Consider the following 13,848-nt stretch of genomic DNA (forward strand, 5'->3'; position numbering starts at 1 on the left):
GTCTCGCAGGTGCGAGTCTCGGATCTGTCCCGGTCGTCCGGCGTCCCCGTCGCGACGATCAAGTACTACCTGCGCGAGGGCCTCCTCCCCCGCGGCGAGACGACGTCACCGAACCAGGCCCGCTACGACGACACCCACCTGCGCCGGCTCCGTCTGATCCGGGCACTCGTCGAGGTCGGTGGGCTACCGATCGCCACCGTCCGCGAGGTGCTGTCGGCCGTCGACGACCCCGCGGTCAGCCTGCACGCCATGCTCGGCCGGACGGTCTATGCGATCACCGGCGACGTCGGGGCGTCCGGCTCGCTCGACGAGGCGGAGGCGGACCTGGAGCAGGCGATGACCCACGTGGGCTGGCAGGTCGAGCACGGAGCACCCGCCCTGGCCGGGGCCCGGTCGGTACTGGCCCGGATGCGGGAGCTGGGCCTGGCTCCCGGCGAGACCACGCTGCGGGCGTGGGCCGAGGCCGCCGACCGCGCCGCGGAGGGCGACATGGCCGCGATCGGGCGGACCACCGGCCGGGAGCATGCCGCGGAGACCGCGCTGATCGGCACCGTCCTCGGCGACGCCCTGCTCGCGGCCCTGCGCCGCATCGCCCAGGAGAGCCGCTCCGCGCAGCTCTACCGCGACGGTTCCTGAGCGTCGGGCAGCCGCACGGTCACCAGCACCGCGCGGTGGTCGCTGCCCGGGGTGTCGAGGACGACGTGACGGCGGGTCACCGATCCGCGGGGCACCAGGACGTGGTCGATGCGGATACCGGCCCAGCGCGGCAGCGACGAGGGGAAGGTCGCGACGAGCCCCCGCCCGGTGCCGTCGGTGGCGTCGACGCAGCCACCGGCGGCGTCGCGCAGCCGCCGGTGGTCGACGACGGCGTTGAGGTCCCCGGCGACGACCGGTGTCGGCCGGGCGCGGGTCCACTCCCCGATCAGCGCGAGCTCACCGGCCCACAGCTCGGTCCACCGCGGGTTCGTCGGGGCGGAGGTGTGCACCGCGTACAGCGTCCGGGTGCCGAGCAGGCCGCCGGTGACCTCCAGGTGCGGCAGCCGCATGCCCTCCCCGGGCCGGACGTCCACGTCCCCGGCCCTCGGCGCGGCCAGCACCACGGTGCCGTGCTGGTCCGGGACGCCGCTCGGGACCGACGACCACCCGCGGTAGCCGGCGAGCAGGGGCAGGAGCCGGTCGAGGTAGGCGACGCCCGCCTCGGGCAGCACAACGACGTCCGGCCGCTCCCGGGTCACCGTCGCGGCGAGCGCACCGGGGTCCGCACGCCCCAGCAGCACGTTGGCGACGAGCACCGTCAGCTCGGGCCCGTCCGGCAGCGGACCGGCGGGCCGGGGCAGCACCCGTCGCAGCGCGGGGGCGGCGGCCGCGGCACCGGCCAGGCCCACCGCCGTCGCGGTGCGGCGCAGCCCGGCGAGTCGCAGGAGGCCGGCGACCCCCAGCCCCGCGACGCCGAGGTGCGGGCGCAGCGCGGTCAGCCCGACCAGGGCGGAGTGCCGGTCGGTCCGCCACCGCCGTGGCAGCACGGTGACGGCGGTACGCAGGGCTCGGTCGACGATCACGGACACGGGTGGACAACGGATGCCGGGCGCGCTCGGTTCCACCTGGTCCGCGGGGACGGTCCCGACCGCCGGCGGCCGTCGGGTCCGGGCGCGGTCGTCGTCGCCGCGGCCGGTGCTCACGCCAGGCAGGTGAGTGGGCGGCCGCCGTTGTACTCGACCATCTCGGCGAGGGCGGTCATGACGTCGATCGGGGCGCCGCGCTCGGCGCCGTCGAGCTCGGCGTAGGCGCGGTGCAGGTTCCCGACGATGCGCTCGGCGTCCGGCCAGTCGGTGAACCGGCCGAGGTCGGTGTCGCGGGCGGCCTCCAGCGGGCGAATGCCGGCGTCGCGGGCGCGCTCGGCCAGGTCGACGACGAAGCGCAGGTAGTCGAGCATGTCCCGGACCGGCCCGTCGCCCTGGAACACCGGGCCGTGGCCGGGCACCGTCGTCGCGGCTCCGAGTGGCAGCACCACCTGCTCCAGGACGTCGATCGCCCCGGTCACCGACCCCATCAGCAGGAACGGCGTGCCGCCGTGGAAGACGAGGTCGCCGCAGTAGAGGACCGACCGGTCGGGCACGTGGACGAGGACGTCGTTGGTCGTGTGCGCGGGCGTCCCGGTGTGGACGACGTCGACCCGCAGGTCCCCCAGGTGCAGCGCGACGCGGTCGGTGAAGGTGAGGAACGGCGGGTCCAGCGGCAGCGAGCCCCAGTCGCCGTGGTCCCAGAACGGCAGGTCCCGGGGCGGCCCGAACGCGATCATCTCCGCGCGCGCCCGCTCGTGCGCGACGACCGTCGCACCGGAGAACAGGGCGTTGCCCCAGGTGTGGTCCCCGTGGTGGTGGGTGTTGACCAGCGTGCGCACGGGCCGGTCGGTGACCTCGCCGATCGCGGCGGCGAACGCCCGGGTCCGGCGTTCGGTGGAGCAGGAGTCGACGACGACGGCGCCCTGCGGCCCAACCAGCAGCCCCGTGTTGTTGATCCACCAGGTGCCGTCGGGCTGGACGTAGGCGTAGAGCCCCTCGGAGACCTCCTCCAGCCGGGGCGGACCGGGAACGGTGATGTCGTGGGGGTGGGCGCTCATACTCCGATCATGGCCCCCTCGACCCGGTTCAGCCCGCGATGTGCACGTCCAGCCCCGTCTCCCCCGGCCGGATGTGCGGGGCGAGCTCCCAGCCGCCGGTGTACTCCCCGGTGAACTGCGGCCGGTAGCGGATCGGGTCGTCGTCGAAGAGACCGTCGAGCCGCCGGAACAGGTCGGTCCGGACCGCGGTGAGGTCCTCGACGTGGTCGGCGCTCGGGAGCGCCCAGGGCGGGAGGACGTCCATCCCGGTGTAGGCGAAGGTGCCGTGCAGCAGACCGAACAGCAGCTGATGCAGCTCGCCGGACATGCCGCGCGGCCCGATCGCGGCCGGACGATCGCCGAGGGTGGTCAGGACGAGCGCACGCCTGCCGGTGAGGCGCCCCTGCTCGAACCGCAGGCGCCGGCCGGTGGCGGCGTCGGTCCCGAACGCGAACCCGTGGACCAGGACGCGGTCGAACCAGCCCTTGAGGATCGCGGGCATCCCGTACCACCACAGCGGGAACTGGACGACGAGCGCGTCGGCCCGGCGCAGCTTCTCCTGCTCACGGGCCACCTCGGGCGCCTGCCGGCCCTCGAGGTACGCGGCCCGGGTGTCGGCTCCGACGCGGAACGTGCCGCTGTCGACGCCCCCGTCGCACGGCCGCAGGACCGGGTCCCAGTGCATCGCGTAGAGGTCGGACTCGACGACGTCGTGGCCGCGGGAACGCAGCCGGTCGACACCGGCTCGTCGCAGCTCACCGTTCAGCGAGGAGGTTTCGGGGTGGGCGCTCAACCACAGGACGGACGGCATACTGCGATGGTCGACGCGCAGGGTCGACCTGACCAGTACGGACATTTCTGTCGCTTGGGGGGGTTGCTGTGCGCCTGCCCGTGATCCGCGCGCTGGAGGTGTGCCCGGTCGAGGTCGCCGTGTCGGTCCTCGGGGGGCACGTGGAAGCTGACACTGGTCAAGCACCTGCTGGACGGGCCCCGCCGGTTCAACGAGCTCGGCCGGCTCGTCCCGTCGGCGAACACGAAGACGCTAACCCGGCAGCTGCGGGAGCTGGAGAGCGACGGCGTCGTGCACCGGGCCGTGTTCGCGGAGGTCCCGCCGCGGGTGGAGTACCGGCTGACCCGGCTGGGGCGGACCCTGGAGCCGGTGGTCGAGGTGATGGACCGGTGGGGGGCGGGGTTCGCCGAGGCCTACATCCGGGATGCGGAGGAGATCGGCCGCTGAGGGAAGTGTGGCCAGGGGCGGGGTCGAACCGCCGACCTTCCGCTTTTCAGGCGGACGCTCGTACCAACTGAGCTACCTGGCCCCGGCCTCCGGGAAACCGGAGATCCAGAGAGTGGAGCGACCCAGACGGGACTCGAACCCGCGACCTTCGCCGTGACAGGGCGACGCGCTAACCAACTGCGCCACTGGGCCTTGCTCTTACGAGAAGCATCGTATCCGACACCTCTCCCGGTACCCCCAACGGGATTCGAACCCGCGCTGCCGCCTTGAAAGGGCGGAGTCCTAGGCCGCTAGACGATGGGGGCTGGGACCAGACCCGTGGGCCTCGACCTTCCCTCAACGGCTGTCCGTTGGGAGTGAGGAAACCTTACGACACCGGTCCGGGGGACCCTGCAACCACCCCCCAGTTCCGGCATCGCCGCAGGTCAGCGAGCCACGGGTGGCGGCTGTTCCGGGTTGCCGGAGATCAGCCCCAGCATGTCGAGCAGCTCGCGCAGGTCCTCGGAGTCGTCGGAGTTCCGTGCGACGACGAGCCGGGCGCGCTGCACCTGCTCGTCGGACACCTTGAAGGCGTCGGCCGCGTTCCGCGGCGCCGGAATGGAACTGGTGTCGTCGTCGATGCCGCGCTTCGCGCCGATGGTCACGAGGCCTCCCCGTAGGCCGCCAGGACCTGCTCCGGGCACGTCCGGTGGGGCGCGCCGCGAGCCGGTGTCCGTCGGTACCGCCACGTGCTGTGGCTGTGACCAAGACGTTACCCATCGTGTGTGGACCCTGCACGCCCCTTCCCGGGTGACGGCCGGTCACGCGGAGCTGCGTAGGGCGGGTGCGTCTCAGCGATCCGGGGAGGTCCGGCAGGGGCTCCCGGACAGCTCCCCGACCGGCACGGATGCCGTCAGCGCCCGGTACCCGGCGGGCGACGGGTGGAGCCCGTCGCCGGAGTCCAGGTCGGGACGGAGCCGGAGCGGGTCACCCGGGTCGCCCAGTGCGGCGGCCGCGTCGATCACTCCGTCGGCCCAGCGACGGCCCTCCGAACGGAGCCAGTCGTTGACCTCGTCCCGGGCCGCGACGGCCGACGGTGCGGCGCGACCACCGCTGGCCGACGGCGGGATGGTGGTGAGGAACACGCGCAGACCCGCGGCCCGGGCCCGCTGGGCGAACTCCTGCATCCCGGCGACGAGGTCGCCGCCGGCCGCGCCCGCGGCGAGGTCGTTGGTCCCGACGAGCAGCACCACGTCGCGTACGCCGGGGACGGCGGCCACGTCGTCGTCCCAGCGGGTCGACGGCGCGTCGCCGCCGGCCGGCGGGTCGTCCTGCAGCAGCTGGTTGCGCGACAGCCCCGCGTTCAGCACGGTCATCGGCCGGTCGCCGCCCGCCGCGGAAAGCCGGGCGGCGAGCTGGTCGGGGAAGCGGTCGTCGCCACCGGGGGTGGAACCCACGCCGTCGACGAGGGAGTCCCCGATCACGAGGACCGCGCCGTCCGGACGGGGCGCCAGTACCTCCAGCCCGGTCAGCACCGGCCAGGACTGCAGGGTCGTGTCGAAGCCCGCCGCGTCCGGGGCCCCGGTGCGGTCCCCCGGCCCGGACAGCCAGGCGGTGCGCATCGCGACCGGGTGCGAGCCGATCGTGCGCGGCACCTCGGCGAGGAACAGGCTCACCGTCAGCGGCACGCCCGCCGCGGCGGCCACCGGAGCGGGGTCGGTCAGCACCTCGGCGCCCGCCGGGATGTCGGCCACGGGCGCGCCGCCGACGGTCAGCGGGACCGGCCGGGTCACCGCGGCACCCGGACCGGTGGTGCCGACGGTCATCGCCGCGATCCGCAGTGGCCCGTCGCCGTGCCGGTTGGACAGCCGCAGCCGCAGCTGCTCCCCCGCGGCGCCGGGCCGCACCACCATCCGCAGCGTCCGACCGGCGAGGCTGTCGCCGGGGACGGCCTGCTGCGCGGCGTGCCAGGCGGCGGTCCAGCCGGGCGTGCACGTCGTCGCCGCGGCGGCGGCCGGGACGACCGACCGGGCCGGGCCGCAGCCCACGGCGACGAGTCCGACGAGCAGCGTTCCGAGCACCGCCGCGCCGGCGGGCCCGCGCCGCGCACGCCACCGGACCGCACCGTCGTCGGGCCGCACCGGCACCGCCTCTCCTCCACTCGCCCCGCCCGCGGATCGGACGGGTGCCCCACGCGCTGTGTCGAGCCGTCACCCGATCACGTTACGGATCCGTCCGGTCACACTGCGACGATCGGCGCCCCGTGGTCGGCGAGCGGCCTCCCCCTCGGGATCGGTCCTGCCGGGCGAGGGCTGCGCACTGTCGGTGCCCCGTCCTAGGGTCGTCGGCGACACGAGGGGCGGCCACCGTGGGCCGCCGGGATCGCCAGGGGAAGAGGACGACGGTGACCGCCTACGAGGAGATCTTCCGTTCCAGCGTGGACGACCGTGAGGGCTTCTGGCTCCGCGCGGCCGACGGGATCGACTGGGACGTCGCCCCCACCCGCGCGCTCGACGCGTCGAACCCGCCGTTCTACCGCTGGTTCCCCGACGGCGAGCTGAACGTCGCGTACAACGCGCTCGACCGGCACGTCGACGCCGGGAACGGCGACCGCACCGCACTGGTGTACGACTCACCGGTCACCGGGTCGCGGCGCACCTACACCTACGCGGAGCTGCACGACGAGGTCGCGCTGTTCGCGGGCGTGCTGCGCGACCAGGGCGTCGGCCACGGCGACCGGGTCGTCGTCTACATGCCGATGGTCCCCGAGGCCGCGATCGCGATGCTCGCCTGCGCCCGCCTCGGCGCCGTCCACTCGGTGGTGTTCGGCGGGTTCGCCGCCAAGGAGCTCGCGGTCCGGATCGACGACGCCGGGCCCAAGGTCGTCGTCTCGGCATCCTGCGGCATCGAGGGCAAGCGGGTCATCGAGTACAAGCCGCTGCTCGACCGGGCGATCGAGCTGTCCGAGCGCAAGCCCGCGTCCACGGTGATCCTGCAGCGCGAGCAGGCCACCGCGCGGCTGGGCCCGACCGACGTCGACTGGGCCGAGGCCGTCGCCCGCGCCACGCCGGCCGACCCGGTCCCGGTGAAGGCCACCGACCCGCTCTACGTGCTCTACACCTCCGGCACCACCGGCAAGCCGAAGGGCGTGGTGCGCGACTCCGGCGGCTACGCCGTAGCCCTGGCCTGGTCGATGCCCAACATCTACGACGTCGGCCCCGGCGAGACGATCTTCACCGCGTCCGACGTCGGCTGGGTCGACGGCCACTCCTACATCGTCTACGCGCCGCTGCTGGCCGGGGCGACGACCGTGCTCTACGAGGGCAAGCCGGTCGGCACGCCGGACGCCGGCCAGTTCTGGCGGGTCGTCCAGGAGAACGGGGTGAAGTCGGTCTTCACCGCGCCCACGGCGTTCCGGGCGATCAAGAAGGAGGACCCGAAGGGCGAGTTCCTCGCGCAGTACGACGTCTCGTCGCTGACGTACCTCTTCCTCGCCGGTGAGCGCCTTGACCCCGAGACGCACCGCTGGGCCTCGGACCTGCTCGGCATCCCCGTCATCGACCACTGGTGGCAGACCGAGACCGGCTGGCCGATCGCGGCCAACCCGGCGGGTATCGAGCTGCTGGAGATCAAGCCCGGCTCGCCGACCCGGGCCATGCCCGGCTGGGACGTCCAGGTCCTCGACGAGCGGGGCAACCCGGTCGAGCCCGGCGTCGACGGCGCGATCGTGGCGAAGCTGCCGCTGCCGCCCGGCGCCTTCCCGACCCTGTGGAACGACGACGAGCGCTACGTCAGCTCCTACATGTCGGCGTTCGAGGGCTACTACCTCACCGGCGACGGCGGCCACCTCGACGCCGACGGCTACGTCTTCGTCATGGGCCGCACCGACGACGTCATCAACGTCGCGGGCCACCGCCTGTCCACCGGCGGGATGGAGGAGGTCCTGGCCTCGCACCCGGACGTCGCGGAGTGCGCGGTGATCGGCGTCGCGGACACCATGAAGGGGCAGATCCCGCGCGGGTTCGTGGTGCTGAAGTCCGGCGTCGACAGCGACGCGGAGGGCTACGAGGACGGGCTGCGCGCCGAGCTCGTGCAGATGGTGCGCGACCAGATCGGCGCGGTCGCCTCGCTCAAGGACGTCGCGATCGTCCCCGCCCTGCCCAAGACCCGTTCCGGCAAGATCCTCCGCAAGACGATGCGCGGGATCGCCGACGGCGTCGAGGAACCGGTGCCCTCCACCATCGACGACGCGTCGGTGCTGGACACGCTGCGTCCGGTGTTGCGCAGGGAGTGAGCGCTCTCCATCGGGTGGTCCGGACGCGTTCCGCTTGACCCGGATCACCCGATGGCGGTAACGGCGGGCGGCCGCGTCCCGATGGTTGGTCGACGGCCGCTGCCGCTCCCCGGCATCCTTCCGCGCGGTCGTCGACGTGGAGGTGTGCGTGGACTCGGCGCGACTGCGACTCGCGGCACTGGCCGCCCCGGTGGCGCTCGGCGTCGTGCTCGGTGTGGCCGCGATGCTCGAACCCGACGACGTGCGCATGCCCTCGGTCGGCAGCATCCCGGTGACGACCCGGGCGACGACCGCGCTCCTCACCGGGATACCGCACACCACCCCGCCGCCGACGCCCGTGCAGGCCCGCGCGAACCTCGCTCCGCAGCCGTTGCCGACCGCCGCCCGGACCGGCGACAGCCGCTGACCTGCAGCCTTCCCAACCGAGGAAGGGAAGCATAACCGCAGGTCAGGGGGCCCTCAGTCCTGCGGCGTCGACCCGACGGGGGCACCATGGGTGCCATGAAGGTCATCGTGGATTTCGACCGCTGCGAGAGCAACGCGGTCTGCATGGGTGTCGCGCCGGAGGTCTTCGAGGTGCGTGACGACGACTACCTCTACATCCTCGACGAGAACCCGGCCGAGGCGCTGCGGCCGAAGGTCGAGGAGGCGGCACGGAGCTGCCCGAAGGCCGCCATCACGATCGAGGACTGAGCCCCGGCGGTCGAGGGGCGAAGCAGCGGCACTGAGCCCCGGCGGTCGAGGGGCGAAGCAGCAGCACGAGCCCCGGCGGTCGAGGGGCGAAGCAGCAGCACGAGCCCCGGCGGTCCAGGGGCGAAGCAACAGCACGCCCCCCGGCGGTCGGCGGTCGGAGCAGCAGGTTGCCGGGTACTCCCCGCGGCGAGCAGGATCGCGGCGACGAGTGCACCGCCTGCGAAGGAGCCGACCGTGACACAGGGCGCGACGACCGACGTCTGGACCACCCCGCTCACCCCGCTGGCCTTCCTGGGTCGCTCGGCGGAGGTGTTCGCGGAGTCCACGGCGATCGTCTACGGCGACCGCAGGTACACCTACGCCGAGTTCGCGGCGGAGGCGACCCGGGTGGCGAACGCACTGGCCGCATCGGGCGTCGAACCCGGTGACCGGGTCGCCTACCTGCTGCCGAACGTCCCGGAGATGCTCGTCGCGCACTTCGCGGTGCCGCTCGCGGGCGCGGTCCTGGTCGCGATCAACACGCGCCTGTCGACCGAGGACGTCCGCTACATCCTGGACCACTCGGCGGCCACGGTGCTGGTCGTCGACGCCGTCCTGTACGAGACGGTCCGCCCGGTCGCCGACGAGCTGGCGACGGTCCGCGAGATCGTCACCGTCGTCGACCCGGCGGCGCCCGGCGACGGCGTCGGCTCCGGTCTGGGCTACGCCGACCTGCTCGCCCGCGGTTCGGACGCCCCGCGGCCGTGGGCCGTCGACGACGAGCGCGCCACCATCACGATCAACTACACCTCGGGGACGACCGGCAACCCGAAGGGCGTCGAGTACCACCACCGCGGTGCGTACCTGAACTCCTTCGGCGAGATCGTCCACTCCGGGCACAGCGCGGACAGCGTCTACCTGTGGACGCTGCCGATGTTCCACTGCAACGGCTGGTGCACCCCGTGGGCGGTGACGGCGGTCGGTGGCACCCACGTCTGCCTGCGCGAGGTCCGCGGCGACACCATCTGGCGGCTGATCGGCGAGCACGGCGTCACCCACCTCAACGGCGCCCCGACCGTCGTCACGACGATCATGAACGCGCCCGAGGCCGTCACCCTGGACTACCAGCTGGTGATCACCACGGCCGGGGCGCCGCCGTCGCCGACGACGATCCTGCAGATGGAGCGGATGGGGTTCCGGATCGTGCACGTGTACGGGCTCACCGAGACCTACGGGCCGTACGCGGTGAACCAGTACCGCACGCCTGGGACGACCTCGACGGCGAGGAGCGGGCCCGGCTGCAGGCCCGCCAGGGCGTCGGCATGGTGTGCGCGGACCGGGTGCGGGTGGTCGACGAGCAGATGGCCGACGTCCCCCGCGACGGCGCCACGATGGGCGAGATCGTGATGCGCGGCAACAACGTGATGAAGGGCTACCACCGCGACGAGGAGAAGACCGCGGAGGCGTTCCGGGGCGGCTGGTTCCACTCCGGGGACCTGGGGGTCGTGCACCCCGACGGGTACGTCGAGCTGCGCGACCGGGCCAAGGATGTCGTGATCTCCGGTGGGGAGAACATCTCCACCGTCGAGGTCGAGCAGGCGATCGTGTCGCACGACGCGGTGTTGGAGGCCGCCGTCGTCGGGGTGCCGGACGAGAAGTGGGGCGAGGTCTGCAAGGGCTTCGCCGTGCTCAGGGCAGGCCGTTCGGCCGAGCCGCAGGAGCTCATCGACCACGTCAAGACGAAGATCGCCCGCTACAAGGCGCCGAAGTACGTCGAGATCGTCGACGAGCTGCCCAAGACCTCCACCGGCAAGGTCCAGAAGTTCGAGCTGCGCGAGAAGGAGTGGGCAGGTCGCGGGAGCTCCCGCATCCAGGGATGACGCATATCGGTTAGCGTTGCTGAACGTGAGCATCGCAACCGAAACGGGCACGACGGACACCGCGGCACCGTCCGCCTTCCGCGTCGCCACCGGCGCGGTGATCGTGACGACGGCGTCGGTGCTGCCGGTGTTCCTCACCGGTGCCCTGGCGGTGCAGCTGTCGCGCGACCTGGCCTTCGACCCCTCCGGGCTGGGGCTGGTCGTGGCGCTGTACTTCGGGGTCAGTGCGCTGTGTTCGCTGCCGGTCGGGATGGTCGTCGAGCGGTTCGGGTCGCGGGTGACCAGCCGGATCGCCGTCGTCGGGGCGGCGGTGCTGATGGCGGCCCTGGGGCTGGGCGCGCGGTCCTACGTCGCGCTCGTCGTGCTGCTGCTCTGCGGCGCCTGGTGCAACGTGATGGGCCAGCTGTCGTCGAACCTGACGCTCGCGCGCTCGGTGCCCGCGCACCGGATGGGGCTGTCGTTCGGGGTGAAGCAGGCCGCGATCCCGGCGGCGACGCTGCTGGCCGGGCTGGCCGTGCCCGCGGTGGCGCTGACCGTGGGCTGGCGCTGGGCCTACGGGATCGGCGCCCTGCTGGCCCTCGCCGCCCTGTTCGCCTGCCCGCGGGCCGACGCCCGGCCGTCGGCCCGCGCCGGGAAGGGTGACCGGGCGACGGGCGCGCTCGCGGTGATCGGCGCGGCCTCCGGGCTGGCCGCCGGGACCGCGACGGCGCTCGGCATCTTCCTGGTCGCGTCGGCGGTGGACCGTGGGATCGACCCCGGTCTCGCCGGGCTGGTGCTGACCCTCGGCAGCGTCGTGGGCCTGTCGGCGCGGTTGCTGCACGGGTGGCTGGCGGACCGTCGCACCGGGGGCCACGTGGCCGTGGTGGCGGCGAGCCTCGCGTCCGGCGCGATCGGGTTCGTGCTGCTCGCCGTCCCGGGGACGCCCGCACTGGTCTTCGGCGTGGTGCTGGCGTTCGGGCTCGGGTGGGCGTGGCCGGGCCTGCTGCAGTTCGCCGTCGTGCGGCTCAACCCGTCCGCCCCGGCCGCGGCGACGTCGATCGTGCAGGTCGGCGTCTACGCCGGCGTCTTCGCCGGGCCGATCGTCTTCGGCTCGCTCGCCACCCACGCCGGCTTCCCGACCGCGTGGACGGTCAACGCCGTCGTGATGCTGGTGTCGGCGGCGTTGATGCTGGTCGGGCGCCGGATGCTGGTCGCGCACGCGCGGCGCTGAGCGGAAACAGGGCCGAATCTGTCAGGGTCGTGGTGCACAGTGGCGTCCGCTCACGTCGTTCGAGGGGGACTTCACGATGCCGGACGCGATCCGCGCCACGGGACTGGTCAAGACCTACGGGTCGTTGCGGGCACTCGACGGGGTGGACCTGTCGGTGCCGGAGGGGACCGTGCTCGGCCTGCTGGGCCCGAACGGCGCCGGGAAGACCACGGTCGTCCGGGTGCTGACCACACTGCTGACACCGGACGCGGGCACCGCCACCGTCGCCGGCGTCGACGTGCTGGCCGATCCCGCCGCGGTGCGCAGCCGGATCGGCCTGTCCGGGCAGTACGCCGCGGTCGACGAGTACCTGACCGGTTTCGAGAACCTGGAGATGGTCGGGCGGCTCTACCACCTGGGGCGCCGCCGGGCCCGGGACCGTGCCCGCGAGCTGCTGGCGGACTTCGGCCTGACCGACGCCGCGGACCGGCCTGCCCGCACCTACTCCGGCGGGATGCGCCGCCGGCTGGACCTGGCCGGGGCACTCGTTGCCGACCCGCCGGTGCTGCTGCTCGACGAGCCGACCACCGGGCTGGATCCGCGCAGCCGCAACGACCTGTGGGACGTGATCCGCGGGCTCGTCGCACGCGGGACGACGCTGCTGCTCACCACCCAGTACCTGGAGGAGGCCGATGCGCTGGCCGACGAGATCGTGGTCATCGACCACGGCCGGGTCATCGCCCGCGGCACCGCGGACCAGCTGAAGTCCCAGGTCGGCGGGGAGCGGCTCGAGGTGACCGTCAGCGCGGCCGCGGACCTCGACGCGACCGCCGCGCACCTGGCTCCGCTCGGCGTCGGCGAGGCGGTGCTCGACCGGCACCGCCGTTCGCTGACCATGCCGGTCAGCGGCGGGGTCGACGTGCTGCGCGCCGCGCTGGACCGGCTCGCCGACTCCGGCACCAAGGTCGACGACGCGGGGCTGCGCCGCCCGACGCTCGACGACGTCTTCCTCACCCTGACCGGGCGCCCCGCCGACGAGGCGGACCAGGCCGAGGAGCCGACCCCGTGAACGCCGCCGCCACCATGCTCGCCGACGCCTCCGTCGTCGCGAAGCGCAACCTGATCAAGATCAAGCGGGTCCCGGACCTGCTGGTCTTCACGACCCTGTCCCCGATCATGTTCGTGCTGCTGTTCGCCTACGTCTTCGGCGGCGCGATCGACCCGACCGGCGGCGGGGCCGGGTACCGGGAGTTCCTGATGGCCGGGATCTTCGCCCAGACCGTCATCTTCGGGGCCACGAACACCGGCGCCGGGCTCGCCGAGGACGTCAAGAAGGGCATCATCGAGCGGTTCCGGTCGCTGCCGATGTCGTCGTCGGCGGTGCTGACCGGCCGGACCCTCTCCGACGTGGTGAACAACCTGATCGTGCTGGTGGTGATGTCGCTGACCGGGCTGCTGGTCGGGTGGCGGATCCACACCTCGGTCGGGGAGGCGCTCGCCGGGTTCGCCGTGCTGATCGTGTTCGCCTACGCCTTCTCCTGGGTGATGGCGTTCGTCGGGCTGCTCGTGCCGAGCCCGGAGGTGGTGAACAACGCGTCGTTCGTCGTGATCTTCCCGCTGACGTTCCTCGCGAACACCTTCGTGCCGCTGAACTCGCTGCCCGGCCCGCTGCGGGTGTTCGCCGAGTGGAACCCGGTCTCGGCGGTGACCGCGGCCGCACGGTCCCTGTTCGGCAACGACGGCGCGATCCCGGCGTCCGCGTCCGTCTCGGACGCCTGGCCGCTGCAGCACCCGGTGCTCTACGTGCTGATCTGGTCGGTCGCGATCGTCGCGGTCTTCGCGCCGCTGGCGAGCTGGCAGTACCGGCGGGCCGCGAGCCGCTGACAACACCGCCGCCGGCGGCCCGAGCCCGGATGGGGGGAGGCCCTCCCCGGGCGTCCCCGGGGAGGGCCTCGTCGTCCGTCGGGACGCTCGTCGTGTGTGACCACTCCAGCGACT

13 protein-coding genes, 3 tRNA genes and 1 pseudogene are annotated in these 13,848 nt (G+C 73.4%); 9 read left to right on the forward strand and 8 right to left on the reverse strand.

The genetic code is table 11. The features are described 5' to 3' along the window. Nucleotides 1-9 precede the first annotated feature (9 nt). On the forward strand, nucleotides 10-636 hold the full coding sequence (locus KPL59_RS15155; RefSeq protein ID WP_020626629.1) for a MerR family transcriptional regulator: 627 nt from the start codon (nucleotides 10-12) through the stop codon (nucleotides 634-636). Here KPL59_RS15155 and KPL59_RS36930 read toward each other — a convergent pair. From KPL59_RS36930 to KPL59_RS15170, 3 genes are read right to left on the reverse strand one after another with little or no spacing between them, the layout of a single operon-like run. Continuing rightward, the gene (locus KPL59_RS36930) at nucleotides 618-1,679 is read right to left on the reverse strand and encodes an endonuclease/exonuclease/phosphatase family protein (RefSeq protein WP_226361185.1); all 1,062 of its coding nucleotides are present in this window, start codon (nucleotides 1,677-1,679) and stop codon (nucleotides 618-620) included. The two genes, KPL59_RS15155 and KPL59_RS36930, sit on opposite strands and share 19 nt — an antisense overlap. Next, a complete protein-coding gene (locus KPL59_RS15165) occupies nucleotides 1,676-2,620 on the reverse strand; it encodes an MBL fold metallo-hydrolase (protein ID WP_226353170.1) in 945 nt (314 codons plus the stop codon). Before KPL59_RS15165 ends, KPL59_RS36930 begins: the two co-directional genes overlap by 4 nt. A gap of 28 nt (nucleotides 2,621-2,648) precedes the next feature. Beyond that, nucleotides 2,649-3,410 (reverse strand): NAD(P)H-dependent oxidoreductase, encoded by a 762-nt coding sequence (locus KPL59_RS15170; RefSeq protein WP_226353171.1) that lies wholly within the window; start codon nucleotides 3,408-3,410, stop codon nucleotides 2,649-2,651. 168 nt (nucleotides 3,411-3,578) lie between these two features. Here KPL59_RS15170 and KPL59_RS15175 point away from each other — a divergent pair, with 168 nt between their 5' ends. Continuing rightward, nucleotides 3,579-3,836, forward strand: coding sequence for a helix-turn-helix domain-containing protein (locus tag KPL59_RS15175; protein WP_264198444.1), 258 nt, complete (start codon nucleotides 3,579-3,581; stop codon nucleotides 3,834-3,836). An 8-nt stretch (nucleotides 3,837-3,844) separates the two neighbouring features. On the opposite strand, the gene KPL59_RS15180 is transcribed toward KPL59_RS15175, so the two are convergent. The 5 genes from KPL59_RS15180 to KPL59_RS36935 all read right to left on the reverse strand — a co-directional run bounded on the left by KPL59_RS15180 (nucleotide 3,845) and on the right by KPL59_RS36935 (nucleotide 5,962). Further along, nucleotides 3,845-3,918, reverse strand: a tRNA-Phe gene (locus KPL59_RS15180). Between the two features lie 36 nt (nucleotides 3,919-3,954). Next, nucleotides 3,955-4,028 (reverse strand) — tRNA-Asp (locus tag KPL59_RS15185). 40 nt (nucleotides 4,029-4,068) lie between these two features. Next, nucleotides 4,069-4,141: transfer RNA gene (locus KPL59_RS15190), tRNA-Glu, on the reverse strand. Nucleotides 4,142-4,261: 120 nt separating this feature from the next. Next, nucleotides 4,262-4,480 (reverse strand): hypothetical protein, encoded by a 219-nt coding sequence (locus KPL59_RS15195; RefSeq protein WP_020622469.1) that lies wholly within the window; start codon nucleotides 4,478-4,480, stop codon nucleotides 4,262-4,264. 186 nt (nucleotides 4,481-4,666) lie between these two features. Beyond that, nucleotides 4,667-5,962 (reverse strand): GDSL-type esterase/lipase family protein, encoded by a 1,296-nt coding sequence (locus KPL59_RS36935; RefSeq protein ID WP_226361186.1) that lies wholly within the window; start codon nucleotides 5,960-5,962, stop codon nucleotides 4,667-4,669. A 257-nt stretch (nucleotides 5,963-6,219) separates the two neighbouring features. Here KPL59_RS36935 and KPL59_RS15205 point away from each other — a divergent pair, with 257 nt between their 5' ends. The 7 genes and pseudogenes from KPL59_RS15205 to KPL59_RS15235 all read left to right on the forward strand — a co-directional run bounded on the left by KPL59_RS15205 (nucleotide 6,220) and on the right by KPL59_RS15235 (nucleotide 13,734). Further along, entirely contained in the window at nucleotides 6,220-8,109 is a 1,890-nt protein-coding gene (locus tag KPL59_RS15205) for a propionyl-CoA synthetase (protein ID WP_226361187.1), read from the forward strand. 148 nt (nucleotides 8,110-8,257) lie between these two features. After that, nucleotides 8,258-8,515 (forward strand): hypothetical protein, encoded by a 258-nt coding sequence (locus tag KPL59_RS15210; protein ID WP_172717491.1) that lies wholly within the window; start codon nucleotides 8,258-8,260, stop codon nucleotides 8,513-8,515. A gap of 95 nt (nucleotides 8,516-8,610) precedes the next feature. Further along, complete coding sequence (locus tag KPL59_RS15215; protein ID WP_043276655.1) at nucleotides 8,611-8,802, forward strand: ferredoxin; 192 nt, start codon at nucleotides 8,611-8,613, stop codon at nucleotides 8,800-8,802. Nucleotides 8,803-9,036: 234 nt separating this feature from the next. Further along, nucleotides 9,037-10,661 (forward strand): annotated as a pseudogene (locus tag KPL59_RS15220) (acyl--CoA ligase family protein). Nucleotides 10,662-10,686: 25 nt separating this feature from the next. Next, complete coding sequence (locus KPL59_RS15225; RefSeq protein ID WP_226361188.1) at nucleotides 10,687-11,871, forward strand: MFS transporter; 1,185 nt, start codon at nucleotides 10,687-10,689, stop codon at nucleotides 11,869-11,871. A gap of 76 nt (nucleotides 11,872-11,947) precedes the next feature. Then, entirely contained in the window at nucleotides 11,948-12,919 is a 972-nt protein-coding gene (locus KPL59_RS15230) for a daunorubicin resistance protein DrrA family ABC transporter ATP-binding protein (protein ID WP_020622752.1), read from the forward strand. Continuing rightward, a complete protein-coding gene (locus tag KPL59_RS15235; RefSeq protein WP_369804802.1) occupies nucleotides 12,916-13,734 on the forward strand; it encodes an ABC transporter permease in 819 nt (272 codons plus the stop codon). The genes KPL59_RS15230 and KPL59_RS15235 overlap by 4 nt, the downstream gene beginning before the upstream one ends. The last annotated feature ends 114 nt before the right edge of the window (nucleotides 13,735-13,848 follow it).

Source organism: Pseudonocardia sp. ICBG1142 (genome assembly GCF_020496255.1).
GTDB lineage: Bacteria > Actinomycetota > Actinomycetes > Mycobacteriales > Pseudonocardiaceae > Pseudonocardia.

What these genes read in the sequence shown, in the direction of transcription:
- KPL59_RS15170 (WP_226353171.1), bottom strand. Translation starts at nt 3,410, where the DNA reads ATGCCGTCCGTCCTGTGGTTGAGCGCCCACCCCGAAACCTCCTCGCTG.
- KPL59_RS15230 (WP_020622752.1), top strand. Translation starts at nt 11,948, where the DNA reads ATGCCGGACGCGATCCGCGCCACGGGACTGGTCAAGACCTACGGGTCG.
- KPL59_RS15215 (WP_043276655.1), top strand. Translation starts at nt 8,611, where the DNA reads ATGAAGGTCATCGTGGATTTCGACCGCTGCGAGAGCAACGCGGTCTGC.
- KPL59_RS15165 (WP_226353170.1), bottom strand. Translation starts at nt 2,620, where the DNA reads ATGAGCGCCCACCCCCACGACATCACCGTTCCCGGTCCGCCCCGGCTG.